This is a genomic window from Neisseria sp. HMSC074B07 (assembly GCF_001810355.1).
GTDB lineage: Bacteria > Pseudomonadota > Gammaproteobacteria > Burkholderiales > Neisseriaceae > Neisseria.
In genome coordinates this window covers 109,041-128,571 of record NZ_KV800921.1, presented here as the reverse complement: position 1 = coordinate 128,571, position 19,531 = coordinate 109,041, and the positions used below count along the sequence as shown (strand labels likewise).

Below are 19,531 nucleotides of genomic sequence, written 5' to 3'. Positions count from 1 at the left end.
CCGTACTGGTTTAAAGTTAATCCACTATAAATGATAAAAGGTCGTCTGAAACCGTTTTCAGACGACCTTTTGACTGAATGGCTGTCAACTTTACCGTTTACGCCGCGTCATACAAACCGCGCACCACCCTGCCGATGGCGGCGATGCCTTTTTCCAGCGTTTCCGCGTCCTGGGCGATGCTCATGCGGATGCACTCGCTCGCGTGCGGGTAATCCTGCGTGTCGATGCCGACGAAGAAATGTTCGCCCGGAATAATCAGCGTGTCTTCGGCTTTGAGCATTTCGTACAGGGTTTGCGATGAAACGGGCAGGTTTTCAAACCAGAGCCACAGGAAAATCGCGCCTTCGGGCTTGTGGATTTTCAGCGGATACGCGCCCAGCTCGCGCTTGAGCAGCGAGACGGCGGTTTGCGCCTGATTGCGGTAAAACGGCCGGATGACGTCGTCTGAAAGCTGTTTCAGACGACCGTCCTGCAACAGGGGCGTTGCGATGGCTGCGCCGAAACGGGTGGGCGACAGGTTCACAATCGCGTTCAGGCTGCTGACGGCTTTGACGACTTCGGGCGCGGCGACGATGATGCCGGTGCGCACGCCCGGTAAGCCGACTTTGGAAAGGCTGAAGCAGAGGATGATGTTTTCGTGCCAATTCAGCGTCACGTCGCTGTAAATGATGTTGGGGAACGGCATTCCGTAGGCGTTGTCGATAATCAGCGGAATGCCGTGTTCTTGCGCCAAAGCGTCCAGCCGCGCCATTTCGCCGTCGGTCAGCACGTTACCGGTCGGGTTGGTCGGGCGCGAACAACAAATCGCGCCGATTTTGCCCGCCTTGAGTTCGGGCAGGCTTTCCAGCGCGTCAAAGTCCACGCGGTATTTGAAGAAGCCTTCTTCGCCCTCGTGTTCGACAGCTTCGATTTTGGGTTTGACGGAAACGAAGTGCTGCCCTTCGACATGCACGTCGGCATAGCCGATGTATTCGGGCGCAAGCGGCAGCAGGATGGCTTTCTCTACGGAAAGGTCGTCTGAAACCTTGAATTTGCCGCCGAAGAGGTTGAAAAGATAGAAAAACGCGTTCTGTGAACCGTTAGTCAACGCGATATTGTCAGCGGTCAGGTGCCAGCCGTATTCGCGGTTGAGGAAAGCGGTCAACGCGTCAATCAAGGCGGCATCGCCTTGGGGGTTGGAGTAGTTGCCGATGTTCTCGACGGCGTGTTCCGCCGCCAGCTTGGAAAATACGTCGGCGAACACGGCGTTGACTTCGGCGATTCGCGCCGGATTACCGCCGCCGAGCATGTTGACGGGCTTGTCGCTTTTGAGCGCGTCGCCGAGGTCGTCCATAAGTTGCAGGATGCCGCTGTGTTGCGTGAATTTTTCGCCGAATGCCGAGAACTGCATGATGACTCCGTGTAAATATGATTGGCGGGGATTATATCAGCTTGATATGGCGAGGGGTCGTCTGAAAATGAATGTGGCGGGTTTGACGCACCATTGTCCCAACATCGCAAGAATATGTGACGGCAATTCATCTGCCCTCTTAAAAATTCAGACGACCCGATGAATCTCATCAGGTCGTCTGAAAATGTGAACGTCGGAAAAGGGAAAGCGACTTAGCGGATTTTCAGCGTACTCAATCCGATTAACACCAAGACGATGGTGATGATCCAGAAGCGGACGACGACTTGGGTTTCTTTCCAGCCTTTTTGTTCGTAGTGGTGGTGGATAGGCGCCATCAGGAAGATGCGTTTTTTGGTTTTCTTATACCAGCCGACTTGAAGCATAACGGACACGGCTTCGACGACGAACAGACCGCCCATGATGACGAGGACGAACTCTTGGCGGACGATGACGGCAACGGTACCGAGTGCCGCACCCAGAGCCAACGCGCCGACGTCGCCCATGAAGACTTGCGCAGGATAGGCGTTGAACCACAAGAATCCGAGACACGCGCCGCACATGGCGGTACAGAAAATCACGACTTCGTTCGCGCCTGCGACATAAGGCAGTTGCAGGTATTGGGCAAATTGGGCATGGCCGCTGGCGTAGGCGAAGATGGCGAGGCCGGCGGCAACGAGGACGACGGGGAAGGCGGCAAGTCCGTCAAGACCGTCAGTCAGGTTGACAGCGTTGGAAGTGCCGACGATGGTCAGATAGGTCAGGACGACGAAGCCGACCACGCCCAGCGGCAAAGCGACTTGTTTGAAGAAGGGAACGATGAGGATGTTGTTGGAGGAGTTTTCAGCAAGGAAGAACAGGGCAAGCGCGGCAACGATGGCGACGCTCGATTGCCACACCATTTTGAATTTGGCGGAAACACCGTTGGGGTCTTTATAGACGACTTTGCGCCAGTCGTCGTAAAAACCGAGCGCGCCGGTGGCGAGCAATACGCCCAAGAGAATCCAAATATACGGGTTTGCCCAGTTGCCCCACAACAGCGTGGATACGGTGATGGCGGTCAGAATCAGCGAACCACCCATCGTCGGCGTACCGTTTTTGATGAGGTGGGTTTGCGGCCCGTCGGTGCGTACCGCCTGCCCGACTTTCAACTGCGTCAGTTTGCGGATGGTCCACGGACCGAGCAGCAGGGAAAACGCCAAAGCGGTCAAAGCTGCCATGACGGCGCGGAATGTGGTGTATTGAAAGATATTCAGACCGGTCAACCAGTTACTGAAATGTGCAAGCCATAAAAACATGGGGCTTCCTTTTGTTTTTGTTGTTACATTGGGCTTATCGCCCGTTTTAAAGTTTGGTTTTTGGGGTCGTCTGAAAAAGTTTCAGACGACCTTTGCAGATTATTAAGCTGTTTATGACAGTCAGTGCCTGCTGAAGTTCACTCTCTATGCAGGTTTCTAGCGAACCCGTTATCCGTTGTTTAGAGAGATGGCAGCGTTATTGAGCGACAGCTGCGTTAGTGTCTTTCTCAATCACGCAAATCGGATAATTTCCCGGATTCCTGCCGCCGCCCCAATCCAGACAGAGGTCTTCATAAAGATACGCCTGCGCCCGCATTCCGGCATAAAACGTGCCAATCAGCGCGGCAATCAGCAATAAGGCTTTCACAAAGCCGCGGCTTTTCATTTTCAGACGACCTCTTTATCCGTTAATGCCTCGACCACTTCTTCCATCTTCATAAAGCGCGAACCTTTCACCAACACGGTGGCGCGTTCGGGCAAATCATGGCTCAACACTTGAATCAACGGGTCTTTGGCGGCAAACCACAAACCATCCGCGCCAAACGTTTCTGCCGCTTCGACGCTGTTGTCGCCGACAAAATAAGCCGCTTCGATGCCTTGGTCGCGGGCGTACGCGCCGACTTCGGCGTGCATGGCGGCGGCTTCATCCTCGCCCAGTTCGCCCATATCGCCCATCACAAAAATACGCGGCGCAGGCATGCGCGCCAACACGTCAATCGCAGCTTTCATGCTGTCGGGGTTCGCGTTGTAGGTATCGTCAATCAGGGTCGCGCCTTTGATGCCGGCTTTGACGTTCAGACGACCTTTGATATTGCTGAAGCCTTTCAAACCTTCCGCCACATCGTCCAAACTCAAACCTGCCGCCAAAGCCAGCGCGGCGGCAGCGGCGGCGTTATGGACATTGTGGCGGCCGGGAACGGGCAGCACCACGGCGGCGCGCTCGTTGCCGCACACCAAATCAAATTCGCACGACAAAGGTTTCAACACGATATTTTCCGCGTGAACATCGCCGCTATCGACGCCAAAAGTCTGTTGCGTATGACTTTGGGAGGTCGTCTGAAACACGGCGGCATGTTCGTCTTCACACGGAATCAAAGCCAATCCGTCTTCACCCAAACCTTGATAAATCTCGCTTTTCGCCTTGGCAATATCGTTCGTGCCGTCAAAACCGCAGCCGACATGGGCGCGCAGGGCGTTGTTGACCAAAGCGGCATCGGGTTTGGCGATTTGCGTCAAAACCGCCAGCTCGCCGAAATGGTTCATGCCCATTTCAATGACAGCATAGCGGTGTTTTTCGTTTAATTTCAACAAAGTCAGCGGAAGGCCAATATGGTTGTTGAAGTTGCCCGCCGTCGCTAAAACGGCATCATCGCCGAAACGGCGGCGCAATACCGCAGCCAACATTTCCTTCACCGTCGTCTTGCCGCCCGAACCGGTAATGCCGAATACAAACGGGTCCACATTATTGCGCCACGCCTTCGCCAGCGTTTGCAATGCGGCAAGCGTGTCATCGACTTTCAACGCGCCATCCATTGCAGCGCAATCTTCGCGCGAAACCACAACCGCCGCCGCACCCGCAGCCAATACGTCTTCAACAAAATCATGCGCGTCAAACCGCTCACCCGCCAAAGCAAAAAACACATCGCCCGCGCGGATGTCGCGACTGTCGGTTACGATGCGCGACACGGGTTTGTTTTCAGACGGCGTCGGAAGGTTGAGGGTCTGGCAGATGAAATTTAGGTCTAGTGGTTTCATGGTTTCTTTCGTTTGTTTTTTTCAAACAGGCATTTTGTTGCAAAGGCATTTTACACTTTGGAAGAAGGCAGCAACTCTTCGACGAGCACCTTTAAAGCACGCCTTCCTTCTCGATTTCTGGTACTGGGATGAGGTGCTCGGTAACATATTATTTCCTTATTACCTTCAAAAGAAAATTTTTCCAGTTTTCCCTTATTCAAGCCGTTTATGCCTTGATCCGAGCCGGACAAATCAGGAAAGCACTCCCTCCGCGCCGCTACGCCGCCGTCTCCGCTCACGAAAAGAATAATCTGTGGCTTTAAAATTTCAATTTGGGCACGTAACAATTTACAGGAAAGTGTTTTTATATCTTCGAACCAATCCGAATGTTTAGGATGTTTAGTTTTATAGTCCACCGCAAAAATATTAGCCCACAAGATGCCCTCATTCCCACTTCGCTTGGCAACCTTGCGGACGAAATTGAAAAATGTTGCTCCTTTTGTGTTTCTTTTTAAATCCCCAGTCAAATTCCGCCAAATAAAATCTTTGCTTAACGACATCAGTTGCCTTACATTTTCGGCATGATATTCATCAAATTTCTTGCTATCGTACCAACTTCGTGTTTCTCGACCGACAATCAGAATTTTATGTTCTGCGCTTTCATAATGCTCAGGGACAAAGCCCAAATGGATATTGGATAATTTATTGTCTTTATTGCTAATTGCACGCAATAAGTTCTGATGTTCCGGTTTGTTTAAAATCTCTACATACTTATTCAGCAATACTTCTTGTAAATCATTCACTTGACGTATTCCTGTACTATTGAAACCGATTTTCCCACACTCAGCTACCGATTTTTCCGTACTCCTGATAATCGGAGAAACACAATACGATGGTTTTACCGTTTTTACGGTAAGGATGGCAGAGGCTGTAATGACCGTCTTCCGCTTCATAGCGCATTTCCTGGGTTTGTCCGGCAAATACTTTTTGCAGGTATTCGCGCCCCTTCAAATCCGGGGAATAGACATAGTCCGTTTTCTTGACCGCCACTTTCTCACCATTTCGATTCACGACGAAATTATCGCTACCTTCTGCATTCTGATTGGCGGCAGGCACGACTTCTTCACTCAGGGTAAGGCGGGTGGAGTCGGCTGAAAAAGCCAGATAAACCGGTTTGTTGCCGATCTTATCCGGCACGATAACCATAGCAGCGTTGAACGAAGAATCGTCTTTAGCCATCAAATCCAAGATTTCCGACGTTTTTCTGATATACGCCAAGTCAAAACGGTAATCGGCCAACGCATCGAGTTGAGCAGAATTGTCTTTGACGATGCGCTCCGACGATTGGATTAAGATATCCCGTTTTTGTTGAATAGTCAGGTAATTGCCGCCGAACAGCAGCGCTGCCAAAATAGGAAATACCGCCAACAGCAGATATACGGTTTTCCTGCCGCCACGGACTTCTTCTTCCTGCCCGCGCTCGGCAATACGGGTCAGATTCAACATGATGTTCAGCATCAGCGTACCGCCCATCACAGCAAAAATCCCTAGAATACTCATCAGGAAAATTTCTGTAATGTGTTCACGGAACACCTTGAGTCCGAAAACTTGAATCAATATCAGCGCGAACACCCAGTACACCAGCAGTGTCACTGCCACCATACCGATAATATTCGTTGCCTTGACCAATTTTTTTGCGTTCATTGCCTCACTCTTTTTTCAGACGACCTATTTGTCCTGATTAATCAGCAGATAGGGATTGATCGCTCCGTTTGGCAAATACACGCCGTAATGCAGGTGCGCCGGCGTAGTTTTGGCATTGCCGGTTTTGCCGACATAGCCGATGACCTGTCCTTCTTTCACACGTTCATACAGGCGGACGTTGGCGAATTTGTTGAGGTGGGCATAATAGTGCCATGCGCCCGGCCCTTGGATGCCGATGACCTTGCCACCCAATCGGTTGCGCCCGATTTTGGTTACAATACCGGGCGTCGTACTGCGTATCGGCGTGTTTTTCTTAGCGAAAATATCCACGCCTTCATGTCTGCGCCCCTGACTGCGCGCCGCGCCCCAAGTGTCGTCAAAACGCTTGCCTTTAACAGGATTGGGCAGGCTTTGCGCCGCCGGCGGTTCTTTCGCCCTCAGTTCGGCAATTTCGGCGTTCGGACGCGGCAGTTGTTTGGTGGTACAGCCTGCAAATAAAATCATGGCTGCACTGATTAAAAGGGTTTTTGTCGGCATTTTCAGCATCAAATCGGTCTCCTCGTTTTTCAGACGACCTTTGAAATTTGAAATCAGGGTCGTCCGAAACAACTGTGATGGGTTTAATGGCTGACGTGCCGTAATGCGTGGGTTGTGTTGCTTTTATTTTGTGGGGGATAAACGTTTTCAGACGACCTTAAGGCTGCCGGGCCGTCTGAAAATTGATTACATTGTTGTCAAATTTATAGTGGAATCGATAAGTCGAATACGCAGTACAGCAAAACCTCTCTACCCTACGGTGACTCCACTCTGTCTGTATACACTCAAAAATTACTCTTCAATATCGACATATCCCAAATCGATCAGTGCCTGCTCCACATTTCCCACTGCCTCATCATCATCTTTTACCATCAGTAGGAAGGCATTTTCGGTATAACCAATGTCTATTAGCCGAAGCCCATGGGGCTTAAGTAATGCATCGTAAGCCTCTAAGACATAGTTACTATCATTGAACATTGCAAACATTTCCATCTCTTCACTCTCAAAAAGATCTTCCAATTCACCTTGATCATCTGGCACGGGAATACCTTCGTGAGCGCAAAATTCTACTAATGTACGTTTGCATACTTCGTCATCAATTCCTGTCGCATCTATTTCAATGCCTAGCTTTTGTATAGGATAAAACTTCCCTAATTTTAAATGCGGTTCTTTCCACTCCATATACTCCATAAATTGATGATCAGCATAATGCCATTCACCTGATTCGTGATACCAACCTAAATGCCTAAATAACCAATGACATACCAAATCCTCATTTTCAGCCGGAGGAGCTTTGGGTAAATCTTCACGGGTTAAATAAGGGACGGCCGCAAGCAAGGCATTGAATAAAGGAGTATAACGTTGCATATTTTTGCCTATTAAAAGTGAGATGGAGTAATGTGTAATTTCCTATTTGCCAATGGCCTTAAGGAATTATCTGGAAAATATTTTTACCTGAGTTCTGCCAACGCTTTCTCTGCAACTTCAAAATCAGAAAAATGGTGCTTCACGCCTTGTACATCCTGATAGTTTTCATGTCCTTTGCCGGCAATCAGGATGATGTCGCTTGAAGCAGCACGTTCGACTGCGTAACGGATAGCTGCGGCGCGATCGGCTTCGACGCATTCGGGCGCGGGCACGGCAGGCAGGATGTCGTTGATGATGTCTTGCGGATTTTCCAAGCGCGGGTTATCACTGGTTACGACAACTTTATCCGCACCCTGTACGGCTGCTGCGCCCATCAGCGGGCGTTTGCCTCGGTCGCGGTTGCCGCCGCAACCGAATACGCACCACAAAGCCGCACCCTGTGGTTTGATTTCCTGCAAGGTAGCTAGTGCTTTTTCCAATGCATCGGGCGTGTGTGCATAATCGACAACGACTAAGGGCTTGCCGTTGTTCATGATGCAGTCCATGCGGCCTGAGGCGGGACGGATTTTTGCCAACACATCCAATACTTTATCAAGCGGATAACCGTTGGCACAAAGCAAGGCGATGCAGGCGGCGAGGTTTTGCGCGTTGAACCGTCCGAGCAGGCGTGTGCGGCAGCGGCCTTCGCCCCACGGCGTTTGGAATACGGCTTCCATACCGTCTGAAGAGGCGGTGAAATGAACAATGCGGATGTCGGCGTGTTCGCTGAAGCCGTAGCCGTAAACGGCCAAATCAGGACAGTCTCTTTTCAGACGACCTGCGAGTTCTGCACCGTATTCATCATCTACGTTAATGACGGCGTGTTTCAAGCCGTGCCAGTAAAACAGGCGCGACTTGATGGCGCCATAGGCTTCCATCGTGCCGTGGTAGTCGAGGTGGTCTCGGGTGAGGTTGGTGAAGATTGCGCTGCGGAATGGCACGCCGTTGACGCGCGATTGGTCAAGACCGTGGCTGGAGACTTCCATCGCGGCGGCTGTCGCGCCCTGTTGACGGAAGCGGTAGAGCAGGGTTTGGACATCGACGGGGGCTGGGGTGGTATGCGTGGTTTCTTCCAATGCACCCCAAAAGCCGTTGCCGACCGTGCCGATAATGGCGGTTTTTTCGCCCAACAAATCGGCGGCTTGCGCCAGCCATTGTGTGATGGAGGTTTTGCCGTTGGTGCCGGTTACGCCCCAGACTTTGAGGTCGTCTGAAACGTTGCCGTAAACTTGTGCCGCCAACATGCCGGCACGGTGTTTCAAATCTTTGATGCCTTGATTGGGGACTTTCCATTCGGGATTCCACGCAAATTTGCCGTCGTCGTCCCAAAAAACAAAAGCCGCGCCGTTGGCAATGGCAGCGGGGATATAACTGCGGCCGTCTGAATATTCGCCCTGACAGGCAACGAAAATATCACCTTGTTTAATTTGACGGCTGTCTGAATGCAACAAACGCCCTGCTGCGTTTGCACACAGCAGAGGCGGAATGTTGGTTTCAGCTAAAGGGGTTAACTTGCTGAACATAAAATAATCTCGTTGATACTCGGATTAAGACGGTGTTTTGACGGCTGCAACATTAGTCAGAGGCTTGGTGGGGGAAACGCCCAAGATATTCAGGCTGCCGCCCATGACTTGTTTGAAGACCGGACCCGCCACTACGCCGCCGTAGTAACCGTTTGCAGTCGGTTCGTCGATGGTTACCGCCACAATCACACGGGGATTTTTAGCAGGAGCAAAACCGATGAAAGTTGCCACGTGTTTGTTATCAACGTAACGTCCGTTGACCAACTTACGCGCCGTACCGGTTTTCGCACCGACATCAAAACCATCTACCGCACCCGCCGTACCCGTACCGCCGGGCTCGGTTACAGAAACCATCAAATCACGCACTTCACGCGCGGTCGAAGCTTTAATGACGCGTTTGCCTTTGGGCGCAACCGCCTGTTTCTCAAAGCTAACCGGCAACAATTCGCCGTCATGTGTCAACATGGTATAAGCACGCGCCAATTGCAGCAGGCTCAATTGCAAGCCGTAACCGAAAGACATGGTTGCCTGTTCAATCGGCTGCCATCTGCGCCAGCTTCTCAAAAGACCGGCCGTCTCACCGGGGAAACCGGAGTGCATCCGCACGCCCACACCCAAATCATGATAAAAATCATACATTTCTTTAGGCGTGAATTTTGCAGACAGTTTGCTGGTACCAACGTTGGAAGATTTTTGCATAATGCCGCGCACATCCAAAGTAGGATACACATGGGTATCGCGTACGGTAGCGGGACCGATTTTATAAGGCATGGTGTTAAAACGATCAGCCACACCGACTTTGCCGGAATCCAATGCTTTGGCAATCGTAAACGGCTTCATGGCAGAACCCGGCTCAATCATATCGGTAACGGCGCGATTGCGGCGCTGTTCGCTATCGGCGCTGCCCGGTTGATTCGGATCGTAGGCAGGACTGTTAACCAAAGCCAAGATTTCGCCGGTTTGCGCATCCAATACCACAACCGTACCTGCTTTGGCTTTGTGATAAGCCACTGCCTTATTCAGCTCATCATAGGCAAGCGTTTGAATACGTTGATCCAAAGACAAAACCATGTCCTGCCCGTTTTTCGGATCGCTGTTGCGCGGAGAATCCAAACTATCGACGATATTACCTTTATTGTCGCGCAAAACCACTTTCGCACCGTCCGCACCATGCAGACTGTCTTCACGCGACAATTCCAAGCCTTCCTGTCCTTTGCCGTCAATATTGGTGAAACCGATAACGTGTGCGAACAGGTTGCCCATCGGATAATGGCGTTTCAGCTCTTTTTGAAATGCCAAGCCTTTAATGCCCAAAGCTTTAATTTCTTCCGCTTTTTCTTGGCTGAGTTGACGCTTCAGATAAATAAAATCTTTATCTTTTTTCGCCAATTTTTCCTGCAATGCCTCAACAGGCAGCTCAACAATAGCCGCCAACTTAGCCATCTGTTCGGCAGTCGGCATTTCTTCCATACCGGAAGGCATGGCATACAAAGATTCAGTCGGTGCACTCAACGCCAAAGTCGCGCCGTTACGGTCCGTAATCATGCCGCGCGACGCAGGTAAAGTCAGGGTACGGACAAAACGCTGATCGCCCTGATTTTTCAAAAATTCATGCTGCGTGGTTTGCAAATAGATGCCGCGAGCCAGCAGTCCGACAAACGCAGCCGCAATCAGCCACAACACCAAAGAAATCCGCCCATCACTGGTGATGGGTTTTTTAGCTTTGGCTGTCTTGGGCAGCATGCTCGGTTTATATTCGTTTTTAATCAACATCTTAACATCTCAATTCATAATCACCCGAACCGTGTCTTTATCCGACAGCACCACTTTGCAGTGTCGGATAAGCCGGCTATATTATTTTTTTCGTTCCACCATCACGGTATTATCCGCGCCGGGCGGTTTGAGGCGTTGCTTCTCAGCCGCCACCTTAATCAGCTTGTGGTTCGCCAGCCGCGCCTGATCCAATTTCAAGCGTGCATAGTCCTGATCAAGCTTGATTTCCTGCTTTTGCGCTTTATCCAAAGCGATGAAGTGCAAACGCGATTGGTCTTGCACAGTGACCACCGCAAAAGCAGATACCGATACCAAGACCAACAAAAGGATATTTAATTTATTCATTATTTTCAGACGACCTCAATCTGTTTGTTCCGAGGACACCTGCCCCACATAATGCTTATTCTATAATCTCACCGCCCGTCCGCTCTGCCACGCGTAAAACTGCGCTGCGCGCCCGCGGATTGGAGGCGGTTTCCTCAACACCCGGCTTTATCGCCTTTCCTATCGCCTTTAACGGCGGCAGAGGCAAATCCGCTTCTTTTACTGCCGCCCAACGCGGCAAAGGAGGATGTTGCGAATACTTTTTGACAAACTGTTTTACGATGCGGTCTTCAAGCGAATGGAACGCAATAACCGCCAAACGTCCGCCTTGCTTCAGACGACCCATCACTTGCGGCAGAACCGCCTCTACCTCTTCGAGCTCGCGGTTAATAAAGATGCGAACTGCCTGGAAGGTGCGCGTCGCAGGGTCTTGCCCCCGCTCACGAGTACGGACGTTTTGTGCCACGAGCTGCGCCAGCTTGCGGGTTGTATCGATCGGACTTTCTGTCCGTTGCGCAACAATGGCGCGCGCAATCTGGCGACTAAACCGCTCTTCACCATAATTCTTGATAACCTCGTGCAAATCCTGTTCTGATGCTGTTGCAATCCATTCTGCAGCGGACATTCCCCGCGTCGGATCCATGCGCATATCCAAAGGTGCATCAAAACGGAAACTGAAACCCCGTGCGCCGTCATCTATCTGCGGGGACGAAATCCCCAAATCAAACAACGCACCGTCTATCTCTTCAATACCCAGCCTATCCAAGGTCGTCTGAAAACTTGAAAACCCGTCATGAACTACCGTAACGCGCCCATCCTGCTCAGCCAGCTTTTGCGCCGCCTCAATCGCTTGCGGGTCTTTATCAAACACAATCAGACGACCTTGACTGCCCAGACGGGACAAAATCAATCGGGAGTGCCCTCCCCTGCCGAACGTCCCATCCACATAAATACCGTCTTCACGAACCGCCAAAGCATCAACCGCCTCATTTAACAAAACGGTGATATGTTGATATTCAGCATTACTCACAATTGCAAATCCGTCTGACTTAATTGGAATGCCAACTCTTCAGGATCATCATCCAAAGCCTGAGTCATTTCAGCTTCCCATTGATCACGACCCCACAATTCCAAACGGTTGGCGCGACCGACCAAGGTAACGTCTTTTTCAAAATCCACCCGTTTGCGCAGATTGGCAGGAATCAGTACGCGGCCGGCGCTGTCCCATTCCAGCGTATCCGCATTGTGCAGCAGCAGATTTTGATAACGCTGCAACATCGGATTTCCTGCCGTTTTCAAGTGCAAAAGCTGCTCGGCAACCTTTGCCCATTCAGCCTCCGGATACATCAGCAATTTTTGACGGGAATCCAAAGTAACCACAATCGACGGCGTATAATGGCGCAGCAAAATATCGCGGAACTTGGCAGGAATCGCCAACCGCCCTTTGCTGTCAATACTCAATTCGTGAGCGCCACCAAACACAATTTCGTCCTAATCGGTTTAAATCGGAATTTTTTGGGCAATGCAGACACTTTTACCCACATCGCCCCACTAGCCCACACTATAAAAAATTTTAACGCCTCGGTCAAATCGCCTTACTCTAAAATCCCAGTACATATGCAACAACAAAATCATTAAAAAACAGTATTTTAACCAAACAAGCAAACAAGCCGAACCACCCATCTTACCCGATTTGGTTTTTAAAAACACAATATGTAGTATTGAAAATATTATTTAGACACAATATATGGTATAAAAAAATGAAAAAACGCCCCTTTTCCGTTCACGTTATAATAGACAAATAAATTCATAAATTTTACATTATCTAACAATTATGAAGGCACACCCCCCCCTCCCCCCCCCTGCCGCGCAAGCCTCAAGTTCCAAACTATTCGAAATCATCACACAGGAAATAAAAGCCCAAAATAATTGGATTCCTTTCTCACGATTTATGGAGCTTGCACTCTACACACCCGAATACGGCTACTACACCGGAGGCAGCCACAAAATCGGCACAGAAGGCGATTTCATCACCGCCCCCACCCTCACCCCATTATTCGGACAAACCCTCGCCCGGCAACTCGCCGAGCTACTCCCGAAAACCGCCGGCAACATCTACGAATTCGGCGCAGGCACAGGACATCTCGCCGCCACCCTATTGAAAAGTCTTTCAGACGACCTCAAGCATTACTACATCATCGAACTCTCCCCCGAGCTTGCTGAACGCCAACGCCAATTCATCGCCGAACACACCACCCCGCAACTGGCACAAAAAGTCATCCACCTGACCGAACTGCCCGAATCCTTCGACGGCATCATCATCGGCAATGAAGTCCTAGATGCTATGCCCATTGAAATCATCCGCCGCACCCAAAATACCTTTCAACATATCGGCGTCTCCATCAACTCCGACGGACAGCTCGAACAAAGTCCGCAACCCTTAAACCAACCCGACCTCCTCTGTTTAGCCGCCACCTACTTTCCCGAAACCAAACACCCGTACACCAGCGAGCTACACCCCGCCCAATACGCCTTTATTCTCACCCTCGCGCAGAAAATCACACGCGGCGGCATGATATTTATCGACTACGGTTTTGACGCCGCCCAGTATTACCACCCGCAACGCGACGAAGGCACACTCATCGCCCACTACCGCCACCACACCGTTCACGACCCGTTTTTCCATATCGGCCTGACTGATCTGACCGCACACGTCAACTTTACCGATATTGCCCAAGCAGGCACCGACGGCGGGCTAGACCTCATCGGCTACCTGCCCCAGTCCCATTTCCTATTCAACCTAGGCATTATCGACCTATTGGCACAAACCGCCCCTCCAGGCACGGCAGACTACCTCCGTACCAGCACCTCCGTACAAAAACTGACCGACCAGCACGAAATGGGGGAACTCTTCAAAGTCATCGCCTTTGGCAAAAACATCGGCATCGACTGGACAGGTTTCCGCTTCGGCGACATCTGCCACAAACTTTGAAATCCCCCACCTCAAACCATCCTCCAAACACACAGGCCATCTGAAACACCGTTTCAGACGACCTCATCCATGTTTTATTCCATTAAAAAACAAAAACAAAACATAAAGTACAAAATAAAACTTGCCAAAAACTCAAAACAACATATAATAGCGACTTCACGAAACGGCGAATTAGCTCAGTCGGTTAGAGCAGAGGAATCATAATCCTTGTGTCCGGGGTTCGAGTCCCTGATTCGCCACCAAATTTCGGGGGTATAGCTCAGTTGGTAGAGCGCTTGCATGGCATGCAAGAGGTCAGCGGTTCGATCCCGCTTACCTCCACCAGATAAAAAAGACCTTGTTTAAAACAAGGTCTTTTTTATATTTATTGGCTCTATCATAGATTAACAACACGACACATATTCCAAGCAATCAATTTTCTAAGTACCAAATACAAAAAACCGATTGGCCTCACACCCCCCTCTCTGTTCACAACGTCATCACTTTCCCTTATTTTCAAGAGGCTGCCATGATGCAATTATCTTGGCAGCCTCTTATATCGTAGTGCTAACTTGTTTTGTTTTATATGAAGTTATGGACGCATTCTAAAGACATTACTTACTTGACCGTTATAGATACGGACTCAAGGTTTGGCGCAAAATTTCCATATCTGTAACCTTCGTAATGTTTGCCTTACCCAGACGATCCAAACCAATAAAGCGCATGACGCCGCCACTCACTTTTTTATCATGACTCATGTGCTCTATCCATTTTTCAAATTCAAACTTCGGCGGTGCTGATGGTAATTTTGCAGCCTCAAGCAATGCTGCAATACGAAGCGTATCTGCCTCATGAATTTTACCCAGTTTCTCGGATAACCGTCCTGCCAACACGCATCCCGCAGCTACCGCTTCACCATGCAGCCACACGCCATAACCCATTTCTGCTTCAATAGCATGCCCAAAAGTATGCCCCAGATTCAACCATGCACGAATCCCTTGTTCTGTCTCATCTTGAGCCACAATCTCAGCTTTCATTTTGCAACAATGGTACACAGCCTGCGCAAGTTTCTCCTGATCCTGCATCATTAAATCGGTCATGTGCTGCTCTAACCACTCAAAAAACTCAATATCGCCAAGCGCGCCGTATTTAATGACCTCTGCCATACCGGCAGATAATTCGCGTTGCGGAAGCGTTTTAAGCGTAGATAAGTCCGCCAGTACAGCCTTAGGTTGATAAAACGCGCCTATCATGTTTTTCCCAAGCGGATGGTTGATTGCCGTCTTACCGCCAACTGAGGAATCGACTTGACTTAACAATGTAGTCGGTACTTGGATAAATGGGGCGCCACGTTGATAAGTTGCTGCCGCAAAACCAACCATATCGCCAATGACCCCTCCTCCCAATGCGATCAAGGTCGTTTTGCGCTCTGCCCTATTTTGCATTAAACCGTCAAAAATAAGATTGAGCGTTTGCCAATTTTTATATTCTTCCCCATCAGGCAGAGTAATACTGAAACTGGGAATACCTAATCTATCCAAGGTCGTCTGAAAAGATTCTAGATATAAGGGCGCAATCGTCTCATTCGTAACAATAGCCACCTTATTACTTAAATATGGCTTTAATAAAACATCAGCTTGTTCAATAAGATGATTTCCGATAAAAATAGGATACTGATGGGAGGGAGTTTGAACGGTCAGGGTACGCATTTTGATTCCTTTTTAATCTTTAGTTCCTGGCTCTCATTTAGGGTCGTCTGAAAACCTATATCGTTACTCACTGATAACAAATCTATTATCGATTTAACGCCTCAAACAACCGTTTCACCGTTTTTGCACAGCTGTCGGACTCGATCACAATGTGCGCAGTATTTCGATATAAAGGATCACGGGCATTATAGAGCTCTTGCAACTTAGCAAGCGGGTTCTCTACCTGCAACAAAGGGCGGCCGTTATCATAACGGGTCCGCTCTAACAGAACCTCAGGCGAGGCATGAAGATACACGACCGTACCATTTCGTCGCATATTTTGCCTGTTTTCCTCACGCAAAACCGACCCTCCTCCTGTTGATAAAATAATATCCTTCATCGCAGTCAATTTCTTGAGCATAGCAGTCTCTCGATTGCGAAACCCTTGCTCACCTTCCATCTCAAAGATGATGGGGATAGAGACACCTGATGTCGTACAAATCTCATGATCACTATCATAAAACGGACGATCCAACATTTGGGCAATATACCGCCCCAAAGTGGTTTTCCCTGCACCCATCAAGCCAATTAATATTAAATTACCGTTGATTTTTTCCATAAAAAGCATTTTATACGATACTCAGCATTATTTGTGCCACCCTTCCAAACTCGTGTCTGCAAACACCATGCTCCGATTTTTAATCCGTTGATTCTAATTGTTTTTAATTTCAGACTTCTAAAAGTCTTTGGCTATTATATTTGACGCACAAATCCTGACCATCAAATTGAATATAGTGGCTTAACTTTAAACCAGTACGGCGTTGCCTTGCCTTGCTGTACTGTCTGTACTGTGCGGCTTCGTCGGCCTTGTCCTGATTTAAATTTAATCCACTATAAATAAAAACCGGGCAGATATCCAAAAGACATCTACCCGGTTTTATTGCATCACTTAATAACGCAAATTACTACCCACGCCATCCATAATGCGAGGCGTTATGAAAATCAACAATTCGCGTCGTTCTTCTTTCTTGGCTCGTGATTTAAACAAGTTTCCTACTACAGGAATATCACCAAGCAATGGAACTTTATTGATGGTATCGCTATTGTCCTCTTCATAGATACCACCAACGATCAAAGTGCCACCATCTTCAACCATAGCCTGAGTATTCAAGTTCTTAGTCTGAATACACTTGGTTATCAAAGAATCTACAGTACAGTCGACCGGGGTATCTTTAGTGATCTTAACGGTCATAATAATTTGACCATCCGGAGTTACATTAGGAGTAACTGTCAGACCCAAAACCGCTTTTTTGAATGAAACCGAAGTCGCACCGCTTGAAGAAGCTTCTTGGTAAGGAATTTCGGTACCGGATTCAATCGTAGCTTCTCGACGATCCTGAGTCAGAACGCGAGGATTAGAAATGGTTTTGCTCTTACCAGTTGCTTCAGAAGCAGAGATTTCCAAACCTAATGCACCAGATGACAAGGCTCGTACTAAAGCGATACTGTTCGTCGCCGCTGTAGCAGGCAAACTTACGTTAGGCTGCAAAGACCAAGTTGGATAAGCAGACTCTCCGCGGAACACTGAGGCGTTAGTATTGTGGTTATTCTGAGCACTTGACCAATCATTACCCCAAGAGTTTCTTCCTCTTGCACCAGCAGCACCAAACTTAACGCCCAAATCGCGTGAGAATCCATCTTTTGCTTCTACAATGCGCGCTTCAACCATAACTTGGCGTGTAGGAACATCCAACTCATCAATCAATTTACGGAATTTCTCGATGACGTTCCGATTATCTGTAACAATCAAGGTATTCGTTGCGGGGTCAATCAAAGCACTGCCTCGGCCGCTCAACAAGGTATTGCGACCATTGGAATTGCTACTTCCATTATCTTCCAAACGAAGGATTTTGCGGAACTCCTCCACATTTTTATATTTCAATTGGAAGGTTTGCGAATACAAAGGACCAAGCTCTGCAATTTCTTTTTCTGCTTGCAAGAAGGCCTTATCCTTCGCCAACAATTCATCACGTGGAGCAATATTGATGATATTACCTTGACGACGCATATCCAAATTACGGGCTTGCATTACCAAGTCCAATGCCTGATCCCAAGGCACATCCTTGAGGGATAAAGTCATCTTACCATTTACCGTATCGCTAGCCACAATATTGACGCCTGACTCTTTTGCAAGAATCTGCAGAATAGTACGAACTTCAACATCTTGGAAATCTAGAGAAATTTTACGACCATTGAAAGATTTATTTGCATTACCACCATTCAAACCACGTGACTCCGTATCAGCGGCTTTAGGTAAAATTTCAAAAGTAAAATGCCCTGCTGCCGGCTTAGTACGAACTTCCCAGTTTGCACTATTTCGAATAATCAGCTGAGTATCATTACCGATGCGTTTTAAAGTGATATTTTTTACCGGTGTATTAAAATCGCCTACATCCAAACTACGTTGTGCTTGTGTTGGCAACGGATAGTTTTTCAATGTAATGATGACACGATCACGCTGTTGTTTAATATCAGGCTGTCCAGTAAAAGCCGGAACGCTTAATTCAACAATACCTGAATTGCGCGAGCCTTTACGGAAGTCGATATTAGCGGAATTAGCGACTTGCTTTGCTTTTTCTGACGGAACAGAATCCTGCATAGAAGGCTTATTATTTGATACAGACATTGCAGAATTTCGGTCAGCTGACTCACTAACAAAAACCCAAACTTCATTACCATGAATTTCAGTATTATATTGGGCAGTTTTATTCAAACCCAACACAATACGGGAACGGTCATTATTTTGTGCCGCCGTAATCTGATTTAATAACGGATCGGCATACTCCAATACTGATTGAGGCAACCGAATAGTAGTGTTAGCAAAATCAAGTGCAATTCTAGCTGGAGCCGAAGTAACAAAACCGCTCGGACTGGTTACATCACGATCAAAACGGATTTTGATAATTTTTTGACTATCAGGAAGAGTAGATACATTAATATCAGTAATATTACCTGCAAAAGCAGTTTGCACAGCCATGGCTACGCCAATACTGGCAAAAAATTTTGTCATGTGCTTAGTTTTCATAAAGTGAGACCCCTTAATTAATTTGGAATTGCGGCAGATTCGCTTCGAGATTCAGCTGTCGAAGCACCACTTGAACCTTCATCTGACTGTGTACTTAACGGCAATTCAGCCTTTCGATATATCCAGTTACCAGAACTGTCTTCTATTAATTCAGTCAAAGTAATTTTATCCTCAGTAATCGTTTGGATTTTACCGTAATTCTGACCGATATAGTTGCCCGGCATAACGGTATAAACATGTCCATTTACATCGATAAAACCAGATGTCTTATTATTACCACGCAGAATACCGACATAACGCATATTTTCCAAACTAAATGCTTCCAATGTCTCTTTCTGACGATTCAAATTAGGAGCATTATTCCCCTTGGGTGCATTTTCCAAACGTCGATAGTCAAACGCATTTAACCCATTATATGCCGGAGGGGTATATGCAACTGGCGGAGTAATCGTCGGTGCTTGAAATGGAGTAACCTTAATTTTAGCTTCATCTTGCGTCTGTTTTATCCACATATTTAAATCATCATGGGTGGGGGAACATGCTGCTAAAGACAAAACACCTACGAGTAAGATAGTATTTTTCATGATTTCCCTAATAACTT

General features: G+C 48.3%; 18 protein-coding genes, 2 tRNA genes and 1 pseudogene. 3 read left to right on the top strand and 18 right to left on the bottom strand.

Features of this window, described 5'->3' with window-relative positions; genetic code table 11:
• Positions 1–97 precede the first annotated feature (97 nt).
• The 13 genes from HMPREF2726_RS04280 to mraZ all read right to left on the bottom strand — a co-directional run bounded on the left by HMPREF2726_RS04280 (position 98) and on the right by mraZ (position 12,668).
• Positions 98–1,390, bottom strand: a complete 1,293-nt coding sequence (locus tag HMPREF2726_RS04280; protein ID WP_009310929.1) for a valine--pyruvate transaminase — start codon at positions 1,388–1,390, stop codon at positions 98–100.
• Positions 1,391–1,602: 212 nt separating this feature from the next.
• Positions 1,603–2,685, bottom strand: coding sequence for a phospho-N-acetylmuramoyl-pentapeptide-transferase (gene mraY / locus HMPREF2726_RS04275; RefSeq protein ID WP_009310927.1), 1,083 nt, complete (start codon positions 2,683–2,685; stop codon positions 1,603–1,605).
• 196 nt (positions 2,686–2,881) lie between these two features.
• The gene (locus HMPREF2726_RS04270) at positions 2,882–3,070 is read right to left on the bottom strand and encodes a hypothetical protein (protein ID WP_009310925.1); all 189 of its coding nucleotides are present in this window, start codon (positions 3,068–3,070) and stop codon (positions 2,882–2,884) included.
• Between the two features lie 2 nt (positions 3,071–3,072).
• Positions 3,073–4,440 carry a UDP-N-acetylmuramoyl-tripeptide--D-alanyl-D-alanine ligase gene (gene murF / locus HMPREF2726_RS04265; protein ID WP_070602314.1) on the bottom strand — a complete coding sequence of 456 codons (1,368 nt, stop codon included), beginning with the start codon at positions 4,438–4,440 and terminating at the stop codon, positions 3,073–3,075.
• A gap of 50 nt (positions 4,441–4,490) precedes the next feature.
• Entirely contained in the window at positions 4,491–5,222 is a 732-nt protein-coding gene (locus tag HMPREF2726_RS04260; protein WP_094113210.1) for a uracil-DNA glycosylase family protein, read from the bottom strand.
• A gap of 40 nt (positions 5,223–5,262) precedes the next feature.
• Positions 5,263–6,123, bottom strand: a complete 861-nt coding sequence (locus HMPREF2726_RS04255; protein WP_070602312.1) for a peptidase — start codon at positions 6,121–6,123, stop codon at positions 5,263–5,265.
• A 24-nt stretch (positions 6,124–6,147) separates the two neighbouring features.
• Complete coding sequence (locus HMPREF2726_RS04250) at positions 6,148–6,669, bottom strand: M23 family metallopeptidase (protein ID WP_070602310.1); 522 nt, start codon at positions 6,667–6,669, stop codon at positions 6,148–6,150.
• A gap of 282 nt (positions 6,670–6,951) precedes the next feature.
• Positions 6,952–7,527 (bottom strand): hypothetical protein, encoded by a 576-nt coding sequence (locus tag HMPREF2726_RS04245; RefSeq protein WP_070602308.1) that lies wholly within the window; start codon positions 7,525–7,527, stop codon positions 6,952–6,954.
• A gap of 83 nt (positions 7,528–7,610) precedes the next feature.
• A complete protein-coding gene (locus tag HMPREF2726_RS04240) occupies positions 7,611–9,089 on the bottom strand; it encodes a UDP-N-acetylmuramoyl-L-alanyl-D-glutamate--2,6-diaminopimelate ligase (protein ID WP_009310913.1) in 1,479 nt (492 codons plus the stop codon).
• Between the two features lie 24 nt (positions 9,090–9,113).
• Positions 9,114–10,862, bottom strand: a complete 1,749-nt coding sequence (locus HMPREF2726_RS04235; RefSeq protein WP_049223498.1) for a peptidoglycan D,D-transpeptidase PBP2 — start codon at positions 10,860–10,862, stop codon at positions 9,114–9,116.
• Between the two features lie 81 nt (positions 10,863–10,943).
• Complete coding sequence (gene ftsL / locus HMPREF2726_RS04230; protein ID WP_003761340.1) at positions 10,944–11,207, bottom strand: cell division protein FtsL; 264 nt, start codon at positions 11,205–11,207, stop codon at positions 10,944–10,946.
• 55 nt (positions 11,208–11,262) lie between these two features.
• Positions 11,263–12,216, bottom strand: a complete 954-nt coding sequence (rsmH, locus tag HMPREF2726_RS04225; protein WP_009310908.1) for a 16S rRNA (cytosine(1402)-N(4))-methyltransferase RsmH — start codon at positions 12,214–12,216, stop codon at positions 11,263–11,265.
• Positions 12,213–12,668, bottom strand: a complete 456-nt coding sequence (gene mraZ, locus HMPREF2726_RS04220) for a division/cell wall cluster transcriptional repressor MraZ (RefSeq protein ID WP_003761336.1) — start codon at positions 12,666–12,668, stop codon at positions 12,213–12,215. The genes rsmH and mraZ overlap by 4 nt, the downstream gene beginning before the upstream one ends.
• A 352-nt stretch (positions 12,669–13,020) precedes the next feature.
• Here mraZ and HMPREF2726_RS04215 point away from each other — a divergent pair, with 352 nt between their 5' ends.
• The 3 genes from HMPREF2726_RS04215 to HMPREF2726_RS04205 all read left to right on the top strand — a co-directional run bounded on the left by HMPREF2726_RS04215 (position 13,021) and on the right by HMPREF2726_RS04205 (position 14,502).
• Positions 13,021–14,178, top strand: a complete 1,158-nt coding sequence (locus tag HMPREF2726_RS04215; protein ID WP_070602307.1) for a class I SAM-dependent methyltransferase — start codon at positions 13,021–13,023, stop codon at positions 14,176–14,178.
• Positions 14,179–14,343: 165 nt separating this feature from the next.
• A tRNA-Met gene (locus HMPREF2726_RS04210) sits at positions 14,344–14,420 on the top strand.
• A 6-nt stretch (positions 14,421–14,426) separates the two neighbouring features.
• A tRNA-Ala gene (locus tag HMPREF2726_RS04205) sits at positions 14,427–14,502 on the top strand.
• Positions 14,503–14,786: 284 nt separating this feature from the next.
• Here the strand turns inward: HMPREF2726_RS04205 and aroB are convergent.
• From aroB to HMPREF2726_RS04185, 5 genes and pseudogenes are all read right to left on the bottom strand, one after another.
• Entirely contained in the window at positions 14,787–15,866 is a 1,080-nt protein-coding gene (aroB, locus tag HMPREF2726_RS04200) for a 3-dehydroquinate synthase (protein ID WP_070602305.1), read from the bottom strand.
• Between the two features lie 85 nt (positions 15,867–15,951).
• Positions 15,952–16,464 carry a shikimate kinase gene (locus HMPREF2726_RS04195; protein ID WP_049223704.1) on the bottom strand — a complete coding sequence of 171 codons (513 nt, stop codon included), beginning with the start codon at positions 16,462–16,464 and terminating at the stop codon, positions 15,952–15,954.
• 164 nt (positions 16,465–16,628) lie between these two features.
• Positions 16,629–16,741: pseudogene (locus tag HMPREF2726_RS14355) on the bottom strand (IS5/IS1182 family transposase); the annotation flags it as partial.
• Between the two features lie 53 nt (positions 16,742–16,794).
• Positions 16,795–18,930 carry a type IV pilus secretin PilQ gene (locus tag HMPREF2726_RS04190; RefSeq protein WP_009310904.1) on the bottom strand — a complete coding sequence of 712 codons (2,136 nt, stop codon included), beginning with the start codon at positions 18,928–18,930 and terminating at the stop codon, positions 16,795–16,797.
• Positions 18,931–18,947: 17 nt separating this feature from the next.
• Entirely contained in the window at positions 18,948–19,514 is a 567-nt protein-coding gene (locus tag HMPREF2726_RS04185) for a pilus assembly protein PilP (RefSeq protein WP_049223076.1), read from the bottom strand.
• Positions 19,515–19,531: the final 17 nt, after the last annotated feature.

Coding starts and splice junctions, on each gene's coding strand:
- HMPREF2726_RS04280 (WP_009310929.1), bottom strand. CDS start 1,390: ATGCAGTTCTCGGCATTCGGCGAAAAATTCACGCAACACAGCGGCATC.
- mraY (WP_009310927.1), bottom strand. CDS start 2,685: ATGTTTTTATGGCTTGCACATTTCAGTAACTGGTTGACCGGTCTGAAT.
- HMPREF2726_RS04270 (WP_009310925.1), bottom strand. CDS start 3,070: ATGAAAAGCCGCGGCTTTGTGAAAGCCTTATTGCTGATTGCCGCGCTG.
- murF (WP_070602314.1), bottom strand. CDS start 4,440: ATGAAACCACTAGACCTAAATTTCATCTGCCAGACCCTCAACCTTCCG.
- HMPREF2726_RS04255 (WP_070602312.1), bottom strand. CDS start 6,123: ATGAACGCAAAAAAATTGGTCAAGGCAACGAATATTATCGGTATGGTG.
- HMPREF2726_RS04250 (WP_070602310.1), bottom strand. CDS start 6,669: ATGCTGAAAATGCCGACAAAAACCCTTTTAATCAGTGCAGCCATGATT.
- HMPREF2726_RS04245 (WP_070602308.1), bottom strand. CDS start 7,527: ATGCAACGTTATACTCCTTTATTCAATGCCTTGCTTGCGGCCGTCCCT.
- HMPREF2726_RS04240 (WP_009310913.1), bottom strand. CDS start 9,089: ATGTTCAGCAAGTTAACCCCTTTAGCTGAAACCAACATTCCGCCTCTG.
- HMPREF2726_RS04235 (WP_049223498.1), bottom strand. CDS start 10,862: ATGTTGATTAAAAACGAATATAAACCGAGCATGCTGCCCAAGACAGCC.
- ftsL (WP_003761340.1), bottom strand. CDS start 11,207: ATGAATAAATTAAATATCCTTTTGTTGGTCTTGGTATCGGTATCTGCT.
- HMPREF2726_RS04215 (WP_070602307.1), top strand. CDS start 13,021: ATGAAGGCACACCCCCCCCTCCCCCCCCCTGCCGCGCAAGCCTCAAGT.
- aroB (WP_070602305.1), bottom strand. CDS start 15,866: ATGCGTACCCTGACCGTTCAAACTCCCTCCCATCAGTATCCTATTTTT.
- HMPREF2726_RS04195 (WP_049223704.1), bottom strand. CDS start 16,464: ATGGAAAAAATCAACGGTAATTTAATATTAATTGGCTTGATGGGTGCA.
- HMPREF2726_RS04190 (WP_009310904.1), bottom strand. CDS start 18,930: ATGAAAACTAAGCACATGACAAAATTTTTTGCCAGTATTGGCGTAGCC.
- HMPREF2726_RS04185 (WP_049223076.1), bottom strand. CDS start 19,514: ATGAAAAATACTATCTTACTCGTAGGTGTTTTGTCTTTAGCAGCATGT.